The organism is Dietzia sp. 111N12-1 (assembly GCF_001658045.1).
GTDB classification, from domain to species: Bacteria; Actinomycetota; Actinomycetes; order Mycobacteriales; family Mycobacteriaceae; genus Dietzia; species Dietzia kunjamensis.
This window is the reverse complement of sequence record NZ_LSSV01000001.1, coordinates 25,810-50,079: the sequence shown is the minus strand read 5'-3', so window position 1 is coordinate 50,079 and position 24,270 is coordinate 25,810. Positions and strand designations below refer to the sequence as shown.

The 24,270-nt window shown below is 69.6% G+C and carries 20 protein-coding genes and 1 tRNA gene; 6 read left to right on the top strand and 15 right to left on the bottom strand.

Translation table 11 applies throughout. The features are described from left to right. Positions 1–17: 17 nt before the first annotated feature. From AYO52_RS00230 to AYO52_RS00220, 3 genes are all read right to left on the bottom strand, one after another. Complete coding sequence (locus AYO52_RS00230; RefSeq protein ID WP_067711512.1) at positions 18–956, bottom strand: SDR family NAD(P)-dependent oxidoreductase; 939 nt, start codon at positions 954–956, stop codon at positions 18–20. Between the two features lie 92 nt (positions 957–1,048). Beyond that, positions 1,049–3,235: a DUF6541 family protein gene (locus tag AYO52_RS00225; protein WP_067711509.1), complete on the bottom strand. Its 2,187-nt coding sequence runs from the start codon at positions 3,233–3,235 to the stop codon at positions 1,049–1,051. Positions 3,236–3,371: 136 nt separating this feature from the next. Then, on the bottom strand, positions 3,372–5,366 hold the full coding sequence (locus tag AYO52_RS00220; RefSeq protein ID WP_253701684.1) for a hypothetical protein: 1,995 nt from the start codon (positions 5,364–5,366) through the stop codon (positions 3,372–3,374). A 374-nt stretch (positions 5,367–5,740) separates the two neighbouring features. Here AYO52_RS00220 and AYO52_RS00215 point away from each other — a divergent pair, with 374 nt between their 5' ends. Next, a complete protein-coding gene (locus AYO52_RS00215; protein WP_067711506.1) occupies positions 5,741–6,586 on the top strand; it encodes an HNH endonuclease family protein in 846 nt (281 codons plus the stop codon). A gap of 46 nt (positions 6,587–6,632) precedes the next feature. Here the strand turns inward: AYO52_RS00215 and AYO52_RS00210 are convergent, their stop codons facing one another. From AYO52_RS00210 to AYO52_RS00195, 4 genes are all read right to left on the bottom strand, one after another. Continuing rightward, positions 6,633–7,505 (bottom strand): hypothetical protein, encoded by an 873-nt coding sequence (locus AYO52_RS00210; RefSeq protein WP_067711504.1) that lies wholly within the window; start codon positions 7,503–7,505, stop codon positions 6,633–6,635. A gap of 73 nt (positions 7,506–7,578) precedes the next feature. After that, on the bottom strand, positions 7,579–8,760 hold the full coding sequence (locus AYO52_RS00205; protein ID WP_067711501.1) for an acyl-CoA dehydrogenase family protein: 1,182 nt from the start codon (positions 8,758–8,760) through the stop codon (positions 7,579–7,581). Continuing rightward, entirely contained in the window at positions 8,757–9,920 is a 1,164-nt protein-coding gene (locus AYO52_RS00200; protein WP_067711497.1) for an acyl-CoA dehydrogenase family protein, read from the bottom strand. Before AYO52_RS00200 ends, AYO52_RS00205 begins: the two co-directional genes overlap by 4 nt. An 8-nt stretch (positions 9,921–9,928) precedes the next feature. Further along, positions 9,929–10,732: a crotonase/enoyl-CoA hydratase family protein gene (locus AYO52_RS00195; protein WP_067711494.1), complete on the bottom strand. Its 804-nt coding sequence runs from the start codon at positions 10,730–10,732 to the stop codon at positions 9,929–9,931. Positions 10,733–11,167: 435 nt separating this feature from the next. Between AYO52_RS00195 and AYO52_RS00190 the strand changes: the two genes are divergently transcribed. Further along, positions 11,168–11,434, top strand: a complete 267-nt coding sequence (locus tag AYO52_RS00190; RefSeq protein WP_067711491.1) for a hypothetical protein — start codon at positions 11,168–11,170, stop codon at positions 11,432–11,434. A 55-nt stretch (positions 11,435–11,489) separates the two neighbouring features. Beyond that, on the top strand, positions 11,490–11,795 hold the full coding sequence (locus tag AYO52_RS00185; protein ID WP_067711488.1) for a hypothetical protein: 306 nt from the start codon (positions 11,490–11,492) through the stop codon (positions 11,793–11,795). Positions 11,796–11,843: 48 nt separating this feature from the next. Here AYO52_RS00185 and AYO52_RS18090 read toward each other — a convergent pair whose 3' ends face one another. From AYO52_RS18090 to AYO52_RS00175, 3 genes are all read right to left on the bottom strand, one after another. After that, entirely contained in the window at positions 11,844–12,641 is a 798-nt protein-coding gene (locus tag AYO52_RS18090) for a hypothetical protein (RefSeq protein WP_156523478.1), read from the bottom strand. A 73-nt stretch (positions 12,642–12,714) separates the two neighbouring features. Next, positions 12,715–13,692, bottom strand: a complete 978-nt coding sequence (locus AYO52_RS00180; RefSeq protein WP_156523477.1) for a hypothetical protein — start codon at positions 13,690–13,692, stop codon at positions 12,715–12,717. Continuing rightward, positions 13,689–14,042, bottom strand: coding sequence for an AlpA family transcriptional regulator (locus AYO52_RS00175; RefSeq protein WP_156523476.1), 354 nt, complete (start codon positions 14,040–14,042; stop codon positions 13,689–13,691). The genes AYO52_RS00180 and AYO52_RS00175 overlap by 4 nt, the downstream gene beginning before the upstream one ends. Positions 14,043–14,157: 115 nt before the next feature. On the opposite strand from AYO52_RS00175, the gene AYO52_RS18085 reads away from it, so the two are divergent. Further along, positions 14,158–14,724: a helix-turn-helix domain-containing protein gene (locus AYO52_RS18085; RefSeq protein WP_156523475.1), complete on the top strand. Its 567-nt coding sequence runs from the start codon at positions 14,158–14,160 to the stop codon at positions 14,722–14,724. 3 nt (positions 14,725–14,727) lie between these two features. Further along, the gene (locus AYO52_RS00165) at positions 14,728–16,077 is read left to right on the top strand and encodes a tyrosine-type recombinase/integrase (RefSeq protein ID WP_082923653.1); all 1,350 of its coding nucleotides are present in this window, start codon (positions 14,728–14,730) and stop codon (positions 16,075–16,077) included. Here the strand turns inward: AYO52_RS00165 and AYO52_RS18080 are convergent. The 3 genes from AYO52_RS18080 to AYO52_RS00150 all read right to left on the bottom strand — a co-directional run bounded on the left by AYO52_RS18080 (position 16,074) and on the right by AYO52_RS00150 (position 18,018). After that, positions 16,074–16,514, bottom strand: a complete 441-nt coding sequence (locus AYO52_RS18080) for a hypothetical protein (RefSeq protein ID WP_156523474.1) — start codon at positions 16,512–16,514, stop codon at positions 16,074–16,076. The genes AYO52_RS00165 and AYO52_RS18080 overlap by 4 nt on opposite strands. Positions 16,515–16,653: 139 nt before the next feature. Beyond that, positions 16,654–16,729: transfer RNA gene (locus AYO52_RS00155), tRNA-Thr, on the bottom strand. A gap of 74 nt (positions 16,730–16,803) precedes the next feature. Next, positions 16,804–18,018, bottom strand: coding sequence for a DNA polymerase III subunit delta' (locus AYO52_RS00150; protein ID WP_067711469.1), 1,215 nt, complete (start codon positions 18,016–18,018; stop codon positions 16,804–16,806). A gap of 73 nt (positions 18,019–18,091) precedes the next feature. On the opposite strand from AYO52_RS00150, the gene AYO52_RS00145 reads away from it, so the two are divergent. Further along, complete coding sequence (locus AYO52_RS00145; protein WP_067711467.1) at positions 18,092–19,663, top strand: adenylate/guanylate cyclase domain-containing protein; 1,572 nt, start codon at positions 18,092–18,094, stop codon at positions 19,661–19,663. 9 nt (positions 19,664–19,672) lie between these two features. On the opposite strand, the gene topA is transcribed toward AYO52_RS00145, so the two are convergent. Next, the gene (gene topA / locus AYO52_RS00140; RefSeq protein ID WP_067711464.1) at positions 19,673–22,651 is read right to left on the bottom strand and encodes a type I DNA topoisomerase; all 2,979 of its coding nucleotides are present in this window, start codon (positions 22,649–22,651) and stop codon (positions 19,673–19,675) included. 135 nt (positions 22,652–22,786) lie between these two features. Then, positions 22,787–24,250 (bottom strand): alpha/beta fold hydrolase, encoded by a 1,464-nt coding sequence (locus AYO52_RS00135; RefSeq protein ID WP_067711461.1) that lies wholly within the window; start codon positions 24,248–24,250, stop codon positions 22,787–22,789. Positions 24,251–24,270: the final 20 nt, after the last annotated feature.

Genomic DNA, 24,270 nt, shown 5'->3' with positions numbered 1-24,270 from the left:
TCAGTCGCGGAAGGACGTCAGTCGCGGAAGTAGTCGACCGTCCGGGCGACGCCCTCGCGGATCGTCACCCGCGGCGTCCAGCCGAGTACCTCGGCAGCGCGCTCGGCATCGAGGGCCGAGCGGGCGACATCCCCCAGGCGGGCGGGGGCGTACTCGGGATCATCAGCGGCCCCCGCGGCCTCGGCGACCAGGGTGTGCAGCCCACGGTCTGTGGTCTCCACGCCGGTGCCCACGTTGAAGCGCAGCCCCGCCGCGGCCGGGACCTCGGCGGCGCGGACGAAGGCATCCACCACGTCGTCGACGAACACATAGTCGCGCGTGTTGCCGCCGTCGCCGAACACGCGCGTGGGCTGACCGGCCAGCAGCCGCTGGGAGAAGATCGCCACCACCCCGGCCTCGCCGTGCGGGTCCTGCCGCGGCCCGTACACGTTCGCCGGCGCCACGCCCGCCCACTCGATCCCGTACAGGCGCGAGAACATCTCCAGGTAGATCTCACCGGCCACCTTGCCGGCGGCGTACGGGCTCAGCGGGTCCACCGGTCGGGTCTCGGCGACGGGCAGCTCGGTCACGGGCCCGTAGATGGACCCGCCTGAGGAGGTGAAGACGATCCTGCGCACCCCGACCTTGCGGGCCGCCTCGGCCAGCCGGACGGTGCCGACGACGTTGACCTCGGCGTCGTGGACCGGATCCTCCACCGACAGGCGCACGTCGATCTGCGCGGCCAGGTGGAAGATGACCTCCGGCCGGGCGGCGGCCACCACGTCCTCGATGGCGGGGTCGGTCAGGTCCAGCTCCCGGAACTCGAACCGGTCACCGGCCTCACGGGCCGCCGCCAGGTTCTCGAGCCGCCCCCGGGACAGGTTGTCCACCACGGTCACGTCATGGCCCTCACCGAGCAGCCTGTCCACCAGGGTCGACCCGATGAACCCGGCCCCTCCCGTCACCAACGCGCGCATGTGATGCCCTCCCCTCGTCTGCGACGACACCGCCGCGGCTCCCTCACCTTCAGGCCCGTGCACAGGATACGACCGTGGGACCGGTAGCGAGGTCACTCCGGCCCGTATGTCCCGGTCGCCCGGGTGAGCGGGGACCGCCGCTCGGGCGGGAACGGGGAGTCCTCCACCATCTGCGCCAGTTCGGCGTCGGTGAACGCGTCCCGCACCGCGTAGATCCGCACCTGCGACTCGGCGTACACCTTGACCAGGCCGGGCGTGCCGTCGAGGCGCAACAGGTGCTCGTTGGGCTTCTGGAACCCCCAGTAGTTGGGCGGGCTCACGTACACGTACGTCACACCGAGCTCCCCCAACGCCCGGTCGACGCGGGGGTTCACCCCGGCCTCATCCATCCGGGAGAACAGATAGGTGGTCAGCGGGGCCGTGGCGCCGGGTTGCAGGTAGTGCCGCGAGGTCGAGGGCAACCCGTCGGTGGCGTACATCCAGCCCGAGCCCTCGTCGGGATTGGTGTAGATGAGACCCGAGTAGGCCTGCGGCTGCTCGGACAACCAGCGGAAGGCGCGCAGGTCGTGCTCGTCGACCATGCGGTTCCACCGCTGGTTCACCCCGGCCGCGACCGCGTACTCGGGCGAGGCCTGCACCACCCAGGACCCCACCCCGACCAGGGCCGCCAATGCCACGGCCGCCCGGGCGAGCCGGACGCCGCCACCGTCCGGGTCGGTGAGGGGATCGACCAGCCTGCCCAACCATCCCGCCAGCGCCTGGACGGTCGCCCCGACGCCCACACCCACCGCCGCGGCCACGACCACGGCCAGCACCACCCCGATCCGGCGGGGGTCGTTGTAGTAGATGCTGCCGATCCCGCGGAGCACACCGCCGGTCCAGTTGCCGAACACGCTCATCGAGTTGACGCACACCACCAGCAGCCCGCCCCACAGCAGCAGCGGCCAGAACACCTTGCGGCGCAGCATCACCACCAGGCCCAGCGCGGCCAGGGACAACAGCACCCACCGCACGCCCCAGTCCTCCACGTGGCGCACCTGCAGGGCTACCGCCTTGCCCCAGGTGGCGGCGCGGTCGGCGTCGATCTGGAACTCGAAGGCCGAGATGTCGTCGGCCTCCTCGGACACCGTGAGCACCTGCGGCAACAAGGTGAGCACCCCGGCCAGCCCGATACCGGCCAACACCACGAAGTCGCGCACGCGGCCGCGGACCGGCCGCCACAGCCCGTCGAACAGCCACCAGAACAGCACGAACACGGCCGCGGTGACCATGGCCGAGGGGTGGACGCCGCCGATGCCGACCAGCCCGAGCGCGGCGGCGGGGATGAGCCGCCGATCGGCCAGGGCCGCCACCACGACCGCGGCCCCCAGGCCGGCCATGCCGTTGGCCACGGCCGACGGGGTGGCGGCCACCATCACCTCGACGAAAGGCAGCCCCGGGAACAGCGGCGTGGCCATCGCGGCCACGGCCGCCGAGGTGGCCACCACGGGCCGGGAGAACCGGCGGTGGGTGATCAGCCACGCCAACGCCGCCACGCCCAGCGGGAACACGAGCGCGACGCTGCCGATCTGCACGAGGTTGTACGTCTCGACGGCGCCGATCCCGCGCAGGCCCATGACCAGGGCGGCGATCGAGTGCCACGTGCTCGGGTAGTAGAGCGTCGCGCCGTTCTCCGGGTAACGCAGCTCCCCGGCGAGGTCGGGCGACGCCACGCCGAGGTCATGGATGAAGCGGATGTAGTTGGCGTGCCAGTGGGCGTCCCAGCCCTGGAAGATGTTCGCCGTGCCGCCGGGGGTCGCCGAGAGTTCGGTGAGGATCATCTGGCCGATCAGCCAGGCGCTCGCCAGGATGGCCGCGCCCGGCAACAGCCACCACCACGAGCGCCGCCCGGGCCGGCCGTCCACCCGGCCGGGGCGCTCGACCCCGGCGGTTCCGCGAACCCGGCGGAGTCGGCCGACCCGGCCGGTTCGGCGGAGTCGGCGACGGCGTCGCCCGTCCGCCGGCGTGGCGTCGCGACTCCGTCGTCGTCGTCGCCACACCCACGTCGCCCCGGTGATCAGCAGCCCCACCACGCCGACCACCGCGGCGGTCGCGGCCGTGGCGACCACGTACCCGCCGAGCGACCACGGCACCCCGACCCGGCCGTAGACGTAACCGGCGATCGCGGCGATCCCGAACGAGACCGGGATCGACGTGCCCAGCGCGAGACGCAGGGGCAGTTGCGCGGCGGCGCCCACGATCGCGCCGGGCACCACCAGGAGCGCGGTGAGGGTCATCATGACCAACGCGATGTCGATGACCCGCCTCCGTTCCTGGACCTGTCCGTGTTCTGGCCCTGTCCGTGTCCGTGTCCCTCTCGGCGTCCGTGGGCCCGCCGTCCGACCCGCCCATTATGGTCCACCGGGCCGTGGAACCTCAGCGCGGCACGAGTACGCCGACCGGTCCGCTGCCCACGCACAGCTGGGAGGCGCCCCCGCCCGGGGAGACGGTCAGGCCCGTCCCCCCGCCCTCGAGGCGGACGTACACCGTCCCCGGCCCGGCCTGGACGGGAGCCGTCACCTCGTCGCCGTCGTCGAGGCGGACCGCCACGTGACCGTCCGCGTCCGCGAGGAGGTGGAGCCGCACCACCCAGTCGCGCCCGATCAGCGGCCCGTCCAGGGCGATCCGGGCGCCGTCCGGACCGACCCGGTGGCCGCACCCGGGCACCGTCCCCTGCGGGATGGTGCGGCCCGGGACCACGTCAGCGGGATGCAGGGCCCCGTGCGCGTCGATCGCCACCGGGTCGCGGGTCCACGCCCCCACCGCCGGGACCCCCGGCACCCCGGCGAGCAGCGCGGACAGCCGGTTGGCGGGCGTCGTCAGGGGGAGCAGCACCTCGAGCGGGACCTCCTTGTCGAGCAGGGGCTCGGTGCGCTCGCGCAGCGCCGCGAGCAGCGGCTCGGTGTAGTCGCGGGACGGCTGCTCCGACCACACCTGGCGGTACGAGACGGTCGAGACGGCGGAGGAGGCGAGCAGCGCGACCAGGCCGAGCGCGCCCGCCATCGGCAACCAGGTCCCCGCGCGGCCGATCCGCGGGGCGGGGTCCCCCTCGGGCGCGGCGCGCTCCCCGGGCGCGGCGTCCTGCCGGCGCGGGGCGTCCTGCCGGCGCCGGGCGTCCTGCCGGCGCGGTGCGGCGATCGCCAGAGCGGCGGCCGCAGCCAGCACCACCGGCAGTTCGGAGTGGTACCGGAGGGTCTGCACGATCTCCGTCGCGGTGTCCGGGCCGGTGCGCCCCACCGCGACCAGGACCACCGTCACCATCGGGTACAGCGCAGCGGCCACCCAGATCGCACCGGTGCGCCGCCGGGTGAAAACGGACCACGCCAGGACCGCCGCGACCGCCAGGGCGCCCACGACGACGGCCATCGTCGACGGGTCTGCCATCGGGGGTCCCGGGTGCCAGCGCTCCCAGCTCCACGGTCCCCCGCCCAGCGTCGGCACCACCGCCAGCCGGTAGGTGTGGTCCACCAGGTCGACGAATCCGGGCCCCGGGCTCCCGGCGCCGGTGCCGCCGGTGTCGTCCCCGCCCTCGGTCCCGGCCGGGAACCCGCCCGACGATCCTCCTCCGAGACGGCCGACGACGACGAGGAACACCGCCCCCCACACCACGACGATCGCGGCCAGTGCCGACCAGGCCCAGCGGGTCCGACGCCACAGGGCCCGCAGCTCACTGCGTGTTCCGCCGCCCGTCCACCACGACCCCAGCAGCACCGCCGCGGCCACCACCGGGATGATGAGCGCCTTCTCGACGAACAGCAACCCCAGAGCCGTGGCCACCGCGGCACCCACGGCATGGCGTCGGCGACCCGAGCGGGCGAGCAGGATTATCGACGCCACCGTCCACGCCATCGCGGCGGCGAGCGGCAGCGCGTTGAGGGCGGCCGCCCACCACGTGGCCGACGGCAGGCCGAGCGGGATCGCGAGCGTGGCCACGAGTGGGACCAGCAGGATCGCCCGGCCGGCCAGCAGGACCCACAGCATCCGGGCGAGCGCGGCGCCCGCGACCAGCTGGAGCAGCGCGATCTGTACCAGCGGCACGCGGAAGTCCAGCGGCGCGACGTGCGCCGCGACCCAGGTCAGGGCCATCGCGCCGGGCATGAGGTGACCGTCGTGGTCCGCGAACAGGAACGCGGGATCCGGGAACGCCTGCGCGGCCGCCCTGCCGTGCAGGAGGAGATCGTCCCAGTAGAACCAGCCCGCCGCGGCGACCCAGGTGCGCACCGCCGTGGCCGCCACCACCAGCGCGCAGGCCGCCAGGACGAGCCGACCGCGATCCGTCGGCCGGGCCCGCGCGGGAACGTCGGGCGTGCCCGGGGTGCGGTCGTCGGGCGTGCCCGGGGTGGGTCGGCGGCTGGACGTGGCGGGGGGCATCGCGGGCCACGCTAGTCGGCCCGGCGGGAGCGCACGTGCCCTCCCCTGAGTGTCAGGGCGCTCGGGAACGATGGCCGCTACGCCTGCGCCCCCGCAGACCCGCATCGCCGCGCATCCGGTCCCGCCCCACGCATCCGCTCCCGCGCCTGGCGTCTCGCTCGCGCGGCTGCACGCCCGGGCGACAGCCGCACGTCAACATGGCGTCTCGCCTGCCCCGAAGCGGGTGCGAGACGCCACCCCGGGGAGCGGCTGCGATGCAGGTGTACGGGCGCCACGACCATCATGGGCACAGTCGCGCCCGTGGGTGCGCTCCGGCCTGCGACGATGCTCGGCCGCGGGCGGGGGTGTCGGAGGCCCTCGATAGGGTGCCCCGCATGAGTTCCGGAACCCCTCGTGCAATCGGTGCCGTCGTCCTCGGGGTGGCCGTGCTGGCCGGGATCGGCTGGTGCGCCGAACCCGAGGAGGGCGCCCCGGGCACGGTCGGCGCCCCGGGCACGGTCGGCACTCCCCCGACGTCGGCGGTCGACCCGGAGGGGAACACCTCGCCGTCGTCGCCGGTGGAGCCCCCGCCCGTCGACGCGCAGCCGGCGCCCCCCGCCGAGCCCGCGCCCCCGGTCGACCCCGACGCCGGCCCACCCGGAGATCCCCTGGTCGCGGCGGCCCGCGGGGCCCTGCCGCAGCTCGAGGTCAAGGGCCGGGCGCCCAAGACGGGCTACGACCGCGACCTGTTCGGGCAGTCGTGGACCGACGACGTGTCCGTGGAGTTCGGCCGCAACGGCTGCGACACCCGCAACGACATCCTCCAGCGCGACCTCCGGGACATCACCTTCCGGCCCGGCACGCGGGACTGCGTGGTCCTCACCGGCGTCCTGGAAGGGCCGTACACCGGGGAGCGGATTGACTTCGTCCGCGGGCAGGACACGTCATCGGAGGTTCAGATCGACCACGTGGTGGCGATGTCGGACGCGTGGCAGAAGGGCGCACAGCAGCTCACCGAGGAGCAGCGGCGTGACTTCGCCAACGACCCGCTCAACCTGCTGGCCGTGGCCGGGTGGGCGAATCAGCAGAAGGGCGACGGCGACACCGCGACCTGGCTCCCGCCGCGTCGCGAGTTCCGGTGCTCGTACGTCTCGCGCCAGGTGCTGGTCAAGGACCGGTACGGACTGTGGGTGACGCAGGCCGAGCGCGACGCGATGGACCGGGTCCTGGCCGGCTGCTGAACCCGCCGCAGCGCACCGCGGCCGGGCAGGGCGCACCGCAGCCGGGTCAGAAGTCGAAGAAGCCGCCGCCGTCGCCGCCGAACAGGCCGCCGTCGAAGAAGCCCCCGCCGCCGTCTCCCCCGCCATCGCCGCCGAACAGGCCGCCGTCGAAGAAGCCTCCGCCGTCGCCTCCGCCATCGCCGCCGTCCCCACCCATGAGTCCGCCGTCGAAGAACCCCTCGCCGCCGTCGCCGCCGCCCATGTCACTGACGTCGGCGCCGCCCTCGCCCACCCCGGACGCGAAGTCCTCACCGGAGTACCCGATGCCCGACATGCCGGCGAACATCATGTTGAACATCATCATCGAGCCCATCATCCACACGCCCGTGGTGAGGGCCGACGCCCACCAGGGCTCCGAGTACCAGCCGGCCGGGACCGGTCGACCGGCCACGACACCGCCCGGGTAGTAGTGCGGGGTCTCGTCGCTCGGATCGGTCGCGGCCTTCATGGTCCGGCCCTCGACGTCGACCTCGCGGTCCTCCGTCACACGGCCGGCGCGGTCCTGTCCGGGGGTCTTGGGCAGCTCAGGGCCCGGGTCCAGGCCCATCGCCGAGCGCGCGGCACGCACGTAGTACAGCCCCTCCAGCGCGGTGTCCTTGGCCAGCTGCGCCTGCACCGGGGTGCGGGCGTTCTCCAACTCGGACACGGCCGCCGTGTAGCGCTCCGACGCGTCGGCCATGGCCTGCTTGGACGCCTCGTCGGTGCCGTCCAGGTTGAACACCTGGCCCCCGAGACGCTCGACCCACCGGGCCGCCTCGGCCCGGTAGTCCGCGAGGTTGTGATTGTGCTGCGCCTCCAGCTGGGTCTGGCCCTTGTTCTGACTGCGGGAGACCACAGCGACGGCCACCGCGATCACTGCGGCGATGAGGAGGAATTCCACGACACGACCTTTCTCGGTACTGGTGTCGAGGGTACCGAGATCGCGGCCCGTGGCGCGCGGCCCAGCCCGGGGCTCAGCGGTCCCGCGAGGGCGCGGGGTGCGCCCGGGTCACGCGGTCGAGCCACGCCACCGCCGCACCGTCGATCGGGGTGCCCTCGACGACCATCGGCCACGCCCCGTCCATCCCTCCGTCCACGGCCGCGTCGGCGAGCAGGGACTCCCAGAACGTGGCAGAGCCGAACTCCCCGCGCCACTGCAGGGCGGGCAGAGTCAGGCGGTGCAGGGTGTGCTCGTGGGTCGTGCCCATCGCGCCGTGGACCTGGTGGGCGTTGCGGACGGCCACCGCCAGGGCCTGCGAGACCACGCTGCGCGCCGCGGCCACCCGGAATCCGGACAGCGGCCCGCCGAGGTCGGTGGTGAGGGCGTCCGCGACGGCCTGGTCGACCGCCGCTCGCGCGAGAACCGTCTCCGCGGCGATGTCGACGACGAGGTTCTGCACCGACTGGAACCGGGACAGTGGCCGGCCGAACTGATTCCGCTGGGTGGTGTGCGCGACGGCCGAGTCGAGCATCCCCTCGGCCGCACCCACGCACTGCACCGACCTGGCCAGTGCTCCCCGCAGGACGGCGGCCTCGACAGCGGCGGTGTCGACCGCGGTCCACGTCGCGTCCTCCGGCGGGCTCACGTCGGCCAGCGGGACCGCGGACACCCCGCGGACGGCCGCGACGCCGGTTCGGCCTGTCGGCACCTCGGCGAGCTCGTACCCGCCGGCCGGGTGCCCGCCCACCTCGTCGTCGTCCCCTCCGGCCCGTCGGACGAACAGGACCGTGTCGGTGCCACCCGCCCAGGCCACGCGCCGCGCGAGGCCGTCGGGGCCGATCACCGCGAGGGTCGCCGTCGTCGTGGTGGCGTCGTCGAGCGCTGCGGCGCGACGAAGGGGCCCGACGACGAGGTCGGTCTCGGCGTAGGGGACGGCCACCCCCGCGGCCGCGGACATGCGGAGCAGAGCAGCCGCCTCCGCCCATCCGGCGCCGCTCCCGCCGCCGGCCTCGGGGGCGGTGAGCCGGGCCAGTCCCACCTCGACCAGGCTCTGCCACACCGCAGCCGGGTCCGGTTTCGCGTCGGCGCCGTTGTGCGCGGCGAGGACGTCTCCCATCATCGTGAGCAGGTCCTCGTCGACGTCGAGGTCGGCGGTCGCGGCGTTCGTATCGGCCGGGTCCGCAGACGCGGTGTGCTGATCGGTGGCGTCGCTCATCGCATCCCCAGTGCTCGCGCGATCACGCCGCGCAGGATCTCGTTGGTCCCGCCGCGGAGCGTGAATCCGGGGCGTTGGTGGAGTCCCGCCCGCAGCAGGTCCGTCAGTTCGGCCGCAACCGGGTCGTCACCGGCCGCGAACTCGTCGCCGAGGCCCGCGGAGACCGCGTCCACGAGATCGCCCTCGGTGGTGGTGCCCAACAGCTTGACCAGCGCGGCGGCGGTGTCCGCGGGCTCGCCCCGCTGGAGGGACCCGGCGATGTTCTGGCTGAGCGCGTGCAGACCGGCCATCCGGGCCACGGACCGGCCGAGGTCGGCGCGCGGGGGCAGTGCCCCCTCGGCGACCGCCCCGATCTCGGCGGCGAACACCCGGAAGGAGGACAGGAACCGCTCGGGGCCGCTCCTCTCGAAGGCCAGCTCGGAGTTGACCTGCTCCCAACCGTGGCCGAGGGTGCCGAAGACCATCGAGTCGGGCACGAACACCTCGTCGAGGACGACCTCGTTGAAGTGGTGGTCGCCCGAGAGCGACACGATCGGGCGGATGGTGACGCCCTCGCTACGCAGGTCGACGATGAACTGACTGAGCCCCGCGTGGCGGTTCGACGTGTCCAGGGGCTCGGTGCGGCACAGGGCGATGAAGGCCTCGGCGTGCTGCGCCCCGGACGTCCACACCTTGGTCCCGGTGATCGACCAGCCACCGTCGACCCGGACGCCCTTCGTCCGCACGCTCGCGAGGTCGGATCCCGAGTCCGGCTCGCTCATCCCGATGCCGAAGCAGCACTCGCCCGCGGCGATCCGGGGCAGGTACTCGCGCTTCTGCTCCTCGGTTCCGTACCGCAGTAGCGACGGGCCGATCTGGCGGTCGGCGACCCACTGCGCCGCGACGGGCGCGCCCACGGAGAGCAGCTCCTCGGTCACGACGAAACGTTCGAGGAAGGTGCGCCCCCGCCCCCCGTACTCGGTGGGGATCGTCATCCCCACCCAGCCGCGCTCGGCCAACCGGCGGGTGAAGTCCTCGTCCCACCTCGTCAGCCACGTGTCGATCCACGGGGTGAGGCGGCCTGCGGCGCTCTCGTCGGCGAGGAATTCCCGCACCTCGGCCCGCAGGGTGGTCATCTCCTCCGACGCCAGGGTGGTCGGTGGGGCGATTCGTGACGACATCGGACCCGCTAGCGACCGGTGTAGGTGCCGGCGCGCTTCTCCCCGAACGCGGCGAGAGCCTCGCGGTGATCCTCGGTGTGATGGGCGAGCGCCTGCATCGTCGCCGAGAGCTCGAGCAGCGACTCCAGCGACTGGTGCTGGGATTCGCGCAGGAGGCGCTTGGCCATCCGCACCGCGTGCGGCGGGTTCTTGGCCACCCGGGCCGCCAGCTCCCGGGCGGCGTCCATCAGCGCGTCGTGCTCGACCACCCGGTTGACCAGGCCCCACTCGGCGGCCTGCTCGGCCGTGACCCGGTCCCCGGTCAGGGCCATCTCCGCGGCTCTCGCCGGGCCGATCGCCTTGGTGAGCAGCCAGGCACCCCCGTCGCCGGGGATGATGCCCAGCTGGACGAAGCTCTCCGCGAACCACGCCTTGGCGGAGGCCACCCGCAGGTCGCACATCACGGCGAGGTCGCACCCCGCGCCCACCGCCGGCCCGTTGACCGCGGCCACCACCGGCACCTCGCAGTGGTACAGGGCGCGCGGGATCCGCTGGATGCCCTGGCGGTACCCGTCGCGGAGCTCGTACGGGCTTCCCCCGAACATGCCGGCCCGGTCCACCATGTCCTTGACGTTGCCGCCCGCGGAGAACGCCGATCCCGCCCCGGTGAGCACGACCGCACGCACGTCGTGGTCCGCGTTGACCACAGCCACCCGCTCACAGATCGCGTCGACGATGGCCGGATCCGAGATGGGGTTACGGACGTCGGGCAGGTTGAGCGTCCACGTCTCGATGTGGTCGGCTCGCTCGACGAGCAGGGGCGTTGAGGCCATGGGGCTTCTTCCTGGGTAGCGGGATCGGCGTTGTCGTTCCGGGGGCCCGGTGTCGGACCACCTCGTCGGTACCCGACTGTATCCAGTGGCCCAGGTCGCCGTCACCGTTCGCCGACGCCTCCCCTCCGCTCGGCGCCGCGGCCCCTCCGCTCGGTGCCGCGGCCGGGAGACGGCGAAACCCCGGCCTGGGGGGACCGGGGTTCGTGGAGCTTCTGGTGGAGCCGCGTGTCGGAATCGAACCGACGACCTTTTCATTACGAGTTAGCTCTGAACCTATTCACGTCGTGATTCGTGATCACACTCTAATTCACAAAAGCCCAGTAAGAAGCCTATTTCCTATCGCTTTCACTGACTCTCGTGCAATGACGTGTGTGTGCACATTGTGATCACACTGCAGAGGCTCGACATGTCCCGCACGGCAATAGCATTCGACACATGAAACTCGACCACTCGCACCAGAACTACTCCACGTCCACGTGCCACACGCTGTGCTCGCACCCCGACTCCTACAAGGAACGCAAGGCCTGCGTCTACGAGTGGTACCAACGCCTGACACACCGACACTGCGATCACGACGACACCCGCGACGCACGACGCGACTGCACGCGCGCTCGCCTCAAGGGAGGGCCTGCGAGAGGCAATGGCGGACGCGACGCAGCGTTCCGCATGTCGGAGATGATGCACAAGAGTCTTTCGGGGTAGCGAGCAAAGTCTCTTATCGTCCTCACGTCAGAACCCCACTGCCCAGGAGGACACCATGACCGAACCCAAGACTCTCTCCACTCGCGAGGTCGCCGAGAAGGTCGGCACCGACCCGAAGACCCTGCGAGTGTTCCTGCGTGCAACCTCGCAGGGTGTGGGATCAGGCAAACGCTACGCCCTACCCGCGAAGGACGTTGCCAAGGTCAAGAAGGAGTTCGTTGCCTGGGAGGCTGAGCGAAAGGCCGCGCGAGAAGCAGCCAACGACCAAGGCCCGTGCGACAACTGCGGCGCGAAGGTCGATCTGTACCACGACGAAGCGTCCGGCTCGTCCCTGTGCGAGGACTGCGTGCCCGCCGAGTAATCCCACACCCTCCTGCTGCCCTCGTCTCGTGCGGGGGCGGTGGAGTAGTTAGTCACTCGCCTCGTCGTTACCGTCAGTCGCGACAACCTGCTCAATCGCAGAGTACGTCCCTGTCATATCCTCGATAATCCCGTGAACGTCGCCAGTTACATCCTCGACATGTCCAAGCGCGGCGAATATCCACAATGCCGCATTGCTAATCTTCTTCTTTAGTTCGGGACTGGTTACACGCGAGAACAACCCCAACCCCTCGGAAGCGGCTGAGGTCGCGTGTCGCTTTATCGCTGCCGCCCCGAAAGTGGAAGCGTGAGCCATGTACCACTCGGCCTGGCGAAGATGATACGCAATCCGATCACGGATCGCCGGGGGAACTTCTGCAGCGTCGACTACGTCTTTTAAAGCCTCCAACGCTCGCAAGAGCTCAGTGAGTTCAGAGGACGTTGCCTGCCCCGACGGGTATGAATTAGAAGATTCTAGAAACTGGCCAAGACTTTCAAGCTGATCGAGTACAGGCACATCGAGATGCTCAGCGAGCTTGATTCCCGCATTCCAATTAGGGAAACCAATGGCGTAACCATGCCACTTCTGCAGGTAAGGGGAATACCTGCGGTACTCACGCGACTCGTCCGGGAAGGCGCGAACCATCGCAGAAACCTCACCGAATAGGTCCATCATCGCTGAATGGCGTTCGGAGAACTCTCGCGACGGAAAGCCCGCACCCAATGCGCTTGCCCACCCGTTCTGGAAGTTGTCTTTCCCTGAGGTTCGCACACGCTCGAACAGGTCCCTAAGCGCGTACGCGGAGTTCGGTGCGTCCTCGATCTGCGGCTGTTTGCTTTCCGTCATGTGAGCAGCGTAGCGGGTGGGTCCGACACAGCAGCGCCCGTGAGCGTCTGGGACACGGTGACCATGCATGCACTCATGCGGGACGGCGCCAGGCGCTCAGCGGCGAATCTAGCTTCGCAACCTTCCCCGCGATGCGCTGAACGTCTCGCAGCAGGTCCTCGTCAGTTGCGTAGTGCTCGCGGACGTTCGTTAGGGCCACGTGCTCCCGAAGAATCGTCGCCACCTGACCCGACGAGTAACCAGCCCTGAGACATTCCTTCACGGCGGCGTATGCAGAAGCAGACCCGTCGTCACCCTGTGCGATGCGCTCCAGCTCGCGGTTGAGTCGCCCTTTGATCGTCCCGTTGCGACGCATATCCGGCACGTCCTCGAACTGGAGGCCCTGAGAGCGATTCTGAGCGCCTGGCACCCGGTCATGCGTGTGTGCACTCGGTCGCACGTTCACAGCGACGCTGAGGCCCTGCTGGGTGTACGTCACGCCGGGTCGGTCCTTGACTTCGCACACTGCGGGCGGGTCGTGCTTGAAGTTGAGCGTTCCAGGAACTCGCAGGAATCCCTCGTCGGTCGTCTTGTCATTCCCGCACCCGAGCACATCGCCGATGCCCTGCGCGAAAGGCTGGTACTCATCGACTCCCACACCCTCCGGCACTGAGTAGTACAGGTGCGAGTGATCGGGCGTGCCCGACTCAACGATGAGCGTCGGCGCGAGCGCGTCTGGATTCGTTATCGGTCGGTCCTGATCGACACACACCCACCGTCGCTCGACGGACGCTCCCTTGCGCTTGCTGTCTGCGCTCCTATGCACGAACGGGCAGTAGAACAGTTCATGTGTCGTCGCGTAGATCTCGATGTACTCGCGCACATCGTCTCGCCCTGCGGGCCACTCGAGGGACTCCTGAGTCCATCCCTTGGCTTCCGGCCTTCCGTTGACAACTTCTCCCCGCGTGCATCGAGCGAGCCAGGCATAGCCTTCTGTCTCGCCCCACATCTGGGCCAGGTGGTTCATCGCTGTGTCGATATCCACGCCCTCGTCGGTGGTCGCCACAGTCATGCCCCCACCCCGAAGATGCGAGCGCCTGCGATCAGATCAGCGCCAAGGACGGATCGACCGCGGTAGTTGTATCGCTTCGTGGAGACGATCACCTTCCCCTTGCGCGTCGTCATCGTCTCGCCCTGCACGGAGGGTGTGGGATCACTTCCCCCGTCACTGATCCCGAGGTAGTCGAGAAGGGGCGCTGTCGGGAACTTGAAGTTCGATCCCAGTTGATGCATCGGCACCGGCAGCCTGTCTTCTTTGATCATCCGATAGACGTAAGTCGTCGAGACATCCAGTGCCTTGGCCAGTTGCGGAACCTTGATCGTCGCGGGTAATGCCAGCAGTTCTTCCCTCGTCATAGCCATGACTTCACCTTCCTCATGTCACGTTCTGAGTTGATTCATGATCGAACGGTGACAATGTGCCATGCGTTCATGACCTGAGTCAAAAGCATGGTATGAAGGTGATACAGTCTTGTTCATGAGCGAATCGAGCACCGGACGGATCGTCGGCGAGAACCTGCGCAAGCAGCGAATATCTGCTGGTCTTAGCCAGGCGGAGGTAGCGAGCAAGGCCAGCTCAAAGGGCCTTTCATGGACCCAGGCCAACGTCACGACGATTGAGACGGGTCGTCGTCAGTCGATCACCATTGACGAACTGCTCGTTCTCTCAACAGTCTTTGACTGCCCGCTCGCCTCATGGTTCGCCGGCACAGGTGATGTGGCCGTGACTGAACACATGAGCATGAAGCGCAGCGTCATCCGTGAGGCACTCGCGGGCGAGACTCCCACACCCTCCCGGGTCGTGTCCGTCGACTTCTCGACCGTCGAGGACTACAGCGCAGACGAAAGCGCGGCGCGTGTCCTTGGCATCACCCAGGAACAGGTCACGCAGATTGCCGTGGACCTCTGGGGCCACTCGCTCACCGCCGAGCGCGACAAGCGACTCAGCGAGCACGGCGACAAGTCCCCGCGAGAACTGCGCACCCTACGGGGCGGCATGACCAAGCGCCTCTCGAAGATCATTCGCCAGCAGATGGAGGAATAAGCAATGGCCCGTGGCTCTGTCTATCGACGGTGCGGCTGCTCAGAACTGGACCCGAGCACCGGGAAGCGCAAGCAACTCGGGCGGTCCTGCCCCAAGTTGAAGCGAGCGAACGGCCAGTGGGCGAACCACGGCGCGTGGGCTTTCACGCTCAGCCTCACGCTGCACACAGGCGAGCGCCGACAGGTCTCACGATCTGGGTTCGATACTCGCGACGAAGCCGAGAAGGTCATGGATGACCTGCGAGCACAAGCGGCCAACGGCATTCGCGTAGACAAGCGCATCACGACGGGCGACTTCCTCACCCGCTGGATCGACAGCAAACACAACGTGAAGGCGAACACCGCAGCGCACTACAGGCGCTACATCGAGAAGGTCTTCATCCCCCACCTGGGAAGCATCGCCTTGGCCGACCTGCGAGCGCATCACATCACGACGATGCTGCAGGAGGTCAATACCAGCGCCCAGAATCGCCGTACGTCGTCTACCGGGAACGCGACGACACAACGTGTGCGAGCGGTCCTCAGAAGCGCGCTAAGCGACGCTATGCGTGAGGGCTACATCTCCACGAATCCGGCAGCCCTCGTGAAGATGCCCACCGCGACTCGCACGAAGGCCCTTGTGTGGACGCGTGCGCGAGAGGACGAGTGGCGAGCAGAGGTCCAGCGATTGATCAACAAGGGATCCACACCCTCCCTCGCCCGTCGTAAGGCGAAGCGCCCGACCAGTGTGATGGTGTGGCGAGGGGATCACCTTGGGACCTTCCTCGATCACGTCGAACAGCACCGGCTCTACGCCCTCTTCTACGTCGCTGCACACACAGGCATGAGGCGAGGGGAAGTGTGTGGCCTTCGATGGGCAGACGTAGACATGGACGCGGGCACGATCACGATTGAGCGCCAACTCGTCAACGTCGTGGGCAAGGTTCAGGAGGACTCGCCCAAGTCCAGCGCGTCAGGTCGCGTCGTCGCTATCGGCAAGGAGGGTGTGGAAGTCCTCAAGGCCCATCGCGCTCGCACGAATGCTGATCGTCTCGCCTGGGGTCCTGCTTACTCCCACACCTCCCGAGTGTTCGTGCGCGAGGACGGGACAGACCTCGATCCCTCGTGGCTCCTGAAGGAGTTCCAGCGCCAGGCATTCAAGGCTGATCTTCCGCCCGTGCGATTCCATGACCTACGCCACGCGGCAGCGTCCCTCATGCTGGCCTCTGGTTCGTCCATGAAGGTCGTTTCAACCGTGCTCGGGCATTCATCCACGGCGATCACGTCAGACGTTTACACGAGCGTCTACGACGATGCGAGCGCGGCTGCTGTCGATGCGATGCGCGCACTCATCCCTCGCAACCAGGCGCGCTAGAGACGAATAATCTTCTCCAGCGTCTCGGGAAGGTAAGGGGAGTATTCAGTCGCGTCCCCAAACTCGTCTGCGACTTCCTGACTGCCGAACTTTGAGCGGGCTTGCTCGTAGCCAGGTACCTGGAGGCGGCGAACTGTATCGACGTAGTTGTCGAAGTTCGTGATCTTCTGTCCTCCCCCGCCACGAATCGGCCCCACGCTGAGGAACGACAGCAAGATCGCGAAACCCTGGTCTCCAACCATATGGGCCAGTTCCATCGAACTAGTATTGCCATCCGGGTCGCAGGATGGCCGTACTGACAACCTGTGGACAATTACAAAGCGGTCGACCGCGAACTCGTCAGCCGGGGAATGGCCCCACGCCACGATGCCTTGCTCGGGCCCGTCGATCGTCTCGCCGCATGTGTCACAGGTCCAAGTAGCCAGTGTCGTCGTCACCCCGGAAAGGTAACTCACGCCGTCCGTACCATGTAGCACTTTGAGGAACGCTCGTGTTCATAGTGTGATCACACAGCAGACTTCGCACAGATGCTCGAAAGGCCCCTAACGCGCTGGTGCACGTCAGAGGCCTTCCTAGTGGAGCCGCGTGTCGGAATCGAACCGACGACCTTTTCATTACGAGTGAAATGCTCTACCGACTGAGCTAACGCGGCGAGCCCTTGTGGGGCGTCGCAACTATATCCGACCGAACCCCACCGCCGAAAAACGACCCGCCCCCGCCAGGCTGTCAGCCCAGTGCAGCGCGGATCGCGCCGACCATGGCGGACACCGCGAACTTGGGTTTGACGTTGACCTCGATCGCCGCCCGGCACTCCTGGATCGCCTCGATCGCGCGGAGGATCGCCGCGGCCGGGTAGTGACCGCCGAGCCTCGCGGCCTCCTCCGCCTTGTCCGGATGGACCGGGTCGACCTCACGGGCGCCGAGCGCCGACATGAGCGCATCCCGGTAGAACCCCGCCAGGTCGACCAGCGCGAGGTCCAGTGAGTCGCGGGTGGACCGGGTCCGTCGCGACTTCTGGGCCTTCTCGAGTTCCTTGACCGCGCCCGTCGCACCCCGCCCGGCCGACGCGGTGCCCTTGCCGGTGCCGCCCGCGCCCAGCGCGGTGCGCAGCTCCTCGACCTCGCGCTCGTCGGATTCACTGTTGCGGGCCAACGCCTCCTGCTCAGCGGCGCTGACGAGCCGGTCCGCGAGAGGGAACGCCCGGCCCGGATTGTGCATGACCATGGGCAGCTGGAGGACGACGTCCCGCCGCTCCCGGGTCGCCTCATCGGTGGCCAGCCACCGGGCACGACCCACGTGGCCCGAGGAGACCGACGCCGCCCACCGGGCCAGATCGGGGTCCATCGGGTCCCCGCCGGCGAGCAGCGCACGCTCGACCGCCGCCGCGTCCGGCTGACGCAGCGCGACGTTCCGCGAGCGCGACCGCAGGGTCACCATGATGTCCATCGGGTCGGTGGTCGGCGAGCACAGGAGGAACACGGTCCGACTGGGCGGCTCCTCCACCACCTTGAGCAGGGCGTTCCCGGACTGCTCGGTGAGCCTGTCCGCCTCCTCGACCACCACGATCTGCCAGCGCCCGGTGCCGGGGCGGCTCGCCGCGCGGTGGATGGTCTCCTTGACGTCCTTGAGCAGGATGTTGACGCCCTGCGGGGCGAGCAGGTGCACGTCCGCGTGGGTGCCGGCCAGCACCGTGTGGCATGACCGGCACTCCCCGCAGCCCACCACGTCCGGGTCCTCGCACTGCAGGGCGGCGGCGAACGCCATGGCCGCCACGCTGCGGCCGCTACCCGGCGGACCGGTGAACAGCCAGGCGTGGACCATCCGGGCGTCCGAGGCATCCCACCCCTGTCCCGGCACGCGGGCACGAGCGGCCGTGGCGGCAGCCGTCAGCTCCGCCACGACGTCGGCCTGTCCGGCCAACCGATCGAACACCCCGGGCATGGCCCCCACCTTATCCCCGCCCACCGACACACCTGCGGTCCCGGCATCACCGGCGCGAACTAGGCTTGGGCCGATGGAACGATGGGTCAGGTTGTTCAGGTGGCTGTGGGCCACCCCCTGGCCCGTCTATGCCCTGACGATGGTGCAGGCGAACATCATCGGCGCGGTCTTCGTGTTCTCGTTCCTGCGCTTCGTCCTGCCGATGGACCGGTTCCTCGACCTCGACCAGTTCCGCTTCCTCAACCAGTACCTGTTCATCGGCTATCTCGTGTTGGCCTTCGTCGGCGGCGTCATCGCCTCGACGCTGCTCCTCCTGCCCGTGCTGCGGGTCGACCGGTCGGGGGCGGACTTCGACGGCGCCATCCGCCGGCGCACCCTGCGCCTGCCGTTCCACCAGGCGCTCATCTCCGGCGCCATGTGGGTGACCGGGACGCTGCTGTTCGTCGCCGTCAACGTGGGCCACTCCCCCAGGTTGGCTCTCATCGTGGCGGTGACCAGCCTGCTCGGCGGCAGCACCACCTGCCTGATCTCCTACCTGCAGGCCGAGCGGATCATGCGACCGATCACGGTCCGCGCCCTGTCCAGGGGGGTGCCGGAGAGCCGCCATGTACCCGGTGTGCGTCGCCGGATCTTCCTCGGCTGGTCACTGACCACGGTCATCCCCATCGCGGGCATCCTGCTCATCCTCACCGGACACTGGTTCGGCCTGTTCGGCGACGACCCCGGTCTGATCCTCGTCGCCCTCGCGGTGCTGGCGAGTGTCGCCGTGATCGCCGGCGCGATCGGCATGGGGCTGGTCTCGGACTCGATCGCCGACCCGGTGCGCGAGATGCAGGCGGGCGTCAGTCGCGTCAAGCAGGGCGATCTCGAGACCCGCGTGACGATCTATGACAGCTCGGAGATCGGCCAGCTCGCCCAGGGGTTCAACGAGATGGTCACGGGCCTGCAGGAACGTGAGGCCATCCAGGACCTCTTCGGTCGCTACGTGGGCGAGGACGTCGCACGCAACGCGCTCGAGCGGGGCACCGAACTGGGCGGGCAGGAGCGCCAGGTCGCGGTGCTGTTCGTCGACCTCACCGGTTCGACGGAGTTCGCGGCGGCCCATGAGCCGGCCGAGGTGGTCTCCGTGCTCAACGACTTCTTCCGGATCGCCGTCGAGTCCGTCGACACCAACGGCGGGTACATCAACAAGTTCCAGGGCGACGCCCTGCTCGCGGTCTTCGGGGCGCCGCTGGAGGTGGACAACGAGGCCGGCCGTGCGCTGCGGGCCGCGCGTGCACTGCAGAGCCGACTCGCCGACCTGGCCCCGCTCACGGCGGGGATCGGCGTCTCCTACGGCACCGTCATCGCCGGACACATCGGCCACGCCAAGCGGTTCGAGTACACGGTCATCGGCGACCCGGTCAACGAGGCCGCCCGCCTCACCACGCTGGCCAAGATGGAGCAGGGACACGTTCTGGCGTCGGCGGCCACGATCCACCGGGCCGACGCCCCCGAGGCGGCACGCTGGGTGCTGGGCCGCAGCGTCGAACTGCGCGGCCGGGGCATCATGACCCAGCTCGCCCGACCCCTGCGCCCCACCCTCGCGGACCGGTGGCAGGCCGGCTCCGTGGCGTTGCGCCCGGCCGACGACCCGGCGCGCTGACCGCGGGCCTCAGCGGCGCGACGCCGCCGTCTTCTTCGCCGGCGACTTGCGGGCCGGAGCCTTCTTCGCGGGCGCCTTCTTCGGCGGCGACTTGGCGCGCCGCTCCGAGAGCAACTCGGAGGCGCGGGCGTCGGTGAGGCTCTCCACGGTGTCGCCCTTGCGCAGGGAGGCGTTGGACTCCCCGTCGGTCACGTACGGGCCGAAGCGACCGTCCTTGACCAACATCTGCTTGCCGGAGACCTCGTCGACCCCCATCTCACGCAGCGCCTTGGGGGCGGCGGCCTGCCGGCCCCGACGCTTGGGCTCGGAGTAGATCTTCACCGCGTCCTCGAGCGTCACCGTGAACACCGCGTCCTCGGAGTCGAGCGTCCGGGAGTCTGTGCCCTTCTTGAGGTACGGCCCGTAGCGACCGAGCTGGGCGGTGATCTCCTCGCCGCTGGTGGGGTCGACGCCCACCACGCGCGGCAGCGACAGGAGCTTGAGCGCGTCCTCCAGCGTCACCGTCGCGGGCTCCATGGACTGCATCAACGACCCGGTCCGGGGCTTCGGCCCGGTGGGGCTGTCGGCCTCCTTCTTCGCCCGGCGGGTCACGGCGGCCTTGGCCTTGGTCGCGGCCTTCTTGGCCTCAGCCTTGGCGTCGTCGTCCTTGGCGGCGGCGATCGCGGCGTCGCGCTCGGCGTCGATCCGCTTCTTCTCCGCATCCGCGTCGGCGAGCACCTTCTTGGCCCAGACCGCCTTCTCGGCGTCGGTGGCCTCGGGGAGCTTCTCGGTGACGTAGGGGCCGTAGCGCCCGTCCTTGACGACGATCTCGTGTCCGGTCTCGGGGTCCACGCCCAGCGGGCGGCCGTCCTGAGGGGTCGAGAAGAGCTTCTCGGCCACCTCGAGTGTGAGCTCGTCCGGGCTCATCCCCTCGGGCAGGTTGGCCCGCTGGGACTCCTCGGCGCCGTCCTCGCCGGCGACCATGCGCTCGAGATACGGACCGTAGCGACCGACCCGGACGTGCACCGGGCGGCCCTCGGAGTCGTCGAACACCCGGATCGAGTTGATGCTGCGGGCGTCGATCGCCTCGAGGTTGACGTCGACGAGGTTCTTCAGCCCCACGGCGTAGTTGGCCTTGTCCTCGTCGCCGGACCCCTCGGTGGCACCGAAGTAGAAGCGCCGCAGCCAATCGTCCCGGTTCTCGCGGCCCTCGGCGATCGCGTCGAGTTCGTCCTCCATCAGCGAGGTGAAGTCGTAGTCGACGAGCCGGCCGAAGTTCTGCTCGAGCAGTCCGACCACGGCGAAGGCGACCCAGCTGGGGACAAGCGCGTTGCCGCGGACGTAGACGTATCCCCGGTCCTGGATGGTGCGGATGATGCTGGCATAGGTCGACGGGCGGCCGATGCCCATCTCCTCCATCGCCTTGACCAGGCTCGCCTCGGTGTAGCGGGCGGGCGGGCTGGTGGTGTGCCCGTCGGGGACCAGGTCGGTACCGGTGAGCTGCTGTCCCTCGTCGAGGCGGGGCAGGCGCCGCTCGGCGTCGTCCGCCATCTGCTTCTCCGAGCCCTCGGCCGGGTCATCGGTCGCCTCGACGTAGGCCTTGAGGAAGCCGGGGAACGTGATGGTGCGGCCCGAGGCGGCGAAGGTGGCGCGCTCGTAGCCGGAGGCGTTGTCGCCGGCGTCACCGCTGATGCGGATGCTGACGGTCGTGCCGCGCGCGTCGGCCATCTGGGAGGCGACCGTGCGCTGCCAGATGAGCTCGTAGAGCCGGTATTCCTCGGCGTCGAGGGCACTGTGGAGCTGCCCGGGGGTGGCGAAGGTCTCGCCGGCGGGCCGGATGGCCTCGTGGGCCTCCTGCGAGTTCTTGACCTTCCGGGTGTACTGCCTCGGCGTGGGTGAGACGTAGTCGCTGCCGTACAGCTCCGTGGCCTGCGCGCGGGCGGCTGCGATGCCGCCCTCGGACAGGGTGGTGGAGTCGGTACGCATGTAGGTGATGTAGCCGTTCTCGTACAGTCGCTGCGCGATCCGCATGGTGCGCTCGGACGTGTACCGCAGCTTGCGGCCGGCCTCCTGCTGGAGGGTGGAGGTCATGAACGGCGCGTAGGGGCGCCGGGTGTACGGCTTGGACTCGACGGAGTCGACGACGAAGTCGGCACCGGTCAGCGCGTCGGCCAGCGCCCGGGCCGCCGGTTCGGCGAGGACGACGGAGTCCTTGGCCGCGCCGGTGGACTTCAGACGCCCGTCCTGGCCGAAGTCGCGGCCCTGCGCGACCCGGGCGCCGTCGACGGCGGAGAGGCGGGCGGTGAAGCTGCGGGGTTCACCGGCGTCCCCGCCGGCGGATCCCTTCGTGGCCAGGGTCGCGGTGATGTCCCAGTAGTCCGCGGCGACGAACGCCATGCGCTCGCGCTCACGCTCGACGATCACGCGGGTGGCCACCGACTGCACGCGGCCAGCGGACAGTCGCGGCATGACCTTCTTCCACAGCACCGGGGAGACCTCGTAGCCGTAGAGACGGTCGAGGATCCGGCGGGTCTCCTGGGCGTCGACGAGGTCGGTGTCGAGCTCGCGCGTGTTCTCGGCGGCGGCGAGGATGGCGGGCTTGGTGATCTCGTGGAACACCATCCGCTTGACCGGCACCTTGGGTTTGAGGACCTCGAGCAGGTGCCAGGCGATCGCCTCGCCCTCACGGTCGGGGTCTGTCGCCAGCAGGAGCTGGTCCACGCCGGCGAGTTCCTTCTTGAGCTCGGCGACCTTCTTCTTCTTGTCGGCGCTGACGACGTAGATGGGTTCGAAGTCGTCGTCCGGGTTCACCCCGAGCCGCGCCCACGGCTCCTTCTTGTACTTGGCCGGGATGTCGGCCGCGCCCTTGGGCAGGTCACGGATGTGTCCGACCGACGCCTCGACCACGTAGTCGGACCCCAGGTAGGGCTGGATCTTACGTGCCTTGGTGGCGGACTCGACGATCACCAGGCTCCGCTTGCCGCCCGATGCTGCCTTCTTGCTCGCCACTGGAGTGCTCCCAACCTGCGCTGATTCCGTCGTCGACGCCCTTCACCGACCACCGGTCCCGGCTACGGTACGCGTGCCGGGGCCCTTCTATAGGAATTCATACCAGGCGGGATGCCCTCCACGAGAACCGTCGAGTCACCCCTCCGGCACCCACGGTGGGCTTCCCGGCGCGGGGCGCGGGGTGTCCAGATACTGCCCGGGTTCCGCCTGACCGGTCTCGAGATACCGCAGGACGATCTCGTCGACCGCCTCGTTGCCGGTGTCGAAATGGCAGTGCACGGTGCCCCGGATCCGGACGAGTGTGCCTCCCGTCGCGTCGGCGGTGGCCGGACCGAACATCCCCGGGGTGTTGGGGTCGTGGTCGGCCTGGAGGATCAGGGGCGGCGCGGCCATCTCGCGTGCCTCGATGCGCGGCGGGACCGCGGAGGGCGGGTAGAGGCAGTATCGGGTCTGCTCGGTCAACGCCCACACGTCCTCGCCGGTGCTACCCGCCGGGTCGCTGCTGCCGATCAGGGCCGGGGCCGCCAGGTTCGTCCGGGGCGGCGCGGTCTCGTTGCAGTTGATGATCTTCAGGTAGGTGGCCTGGTCGGACGTCACCGGGGGCCGGCCGGTGCGCTCCTCGGCCTCCTCCTCGATCCGCTCGTCCAGCTCCTCCGGTGTCTCGACGTCGGGCGCCGTGCCGTGCACCTTCGCCGAGATCGCCCAGGCGATGTCGGGCCAGGCGTCGGGGGACCGGCTGTAGAAGTCGAGGACCCGGAAGTAGCCCACGGCGTCGTCCGGCGTCGAGTCGAACCCGCCGGTGGACGCGACGGCGGCGTTCTCCGCCCGCACCGACCCGGTGTTGAGGGCGTCGAGGGAGCCCGCCGCCAGCGATCCGGTGGGAACCGACCCCGGGGCGTCATCGCCCGGCACGGCGGGGGGCGGAAGGAACCGGCCCGCGGCCGCCCCCTCCGACAGGTCGAGCTCGTGGATCCGCCGGTACACCTTCAGGGCGGTGTCCCCCAACGCGTAGACGTCGTCGTACTCGGCGATCCACGCGAGGACGTAGTCGCGCGCCCGGTGCCGATTCTCCGCCTGCCGCTGGTGGAGCTCGTACCACCACGTCTCGGACGGTCCGACCGAGGAGTCCAGCACCATCCGGTCGAGGCTCTGCGGGAACAGGGTCTGGTACATCATCCCGATCGCGGTGCCGTAGGAGTACCCGAGGAAGGAGATGCGCTCCAGGCCCATGCGTTCGCGGACCACCTCGTGGTCGCGCACGACGTTCTCCGTGGTGATGGACCGCACGAACTTCGGGTCGGTGGCCATGCACCGCGCGGCCTGCTCGTTGAGGTCGTCGTCGTCGTCGGGGTCGGAACGGTCCGGGGCCTCCACCTCCGGCCCGGGGAGACACTCGAGCGCGCCCGATCCCGCCAGGCCCCGGGGCTGCACGATCACCAGATCGTGGGTGCGACGGATCTCGTCGACGGCGGAGTCGTCGTCCCTGTCGAGTGCGGTGTACCAGAGGGTGCGGGCGTCGCCTCCCGGCCCGCCGGGGTTGGAGAACAGTGCCCCCTGACGATCGCCCGTGGCGGTGATCCTGCGGACCTCGATCCCCACGGTGCGACCGTCGGGGTCGG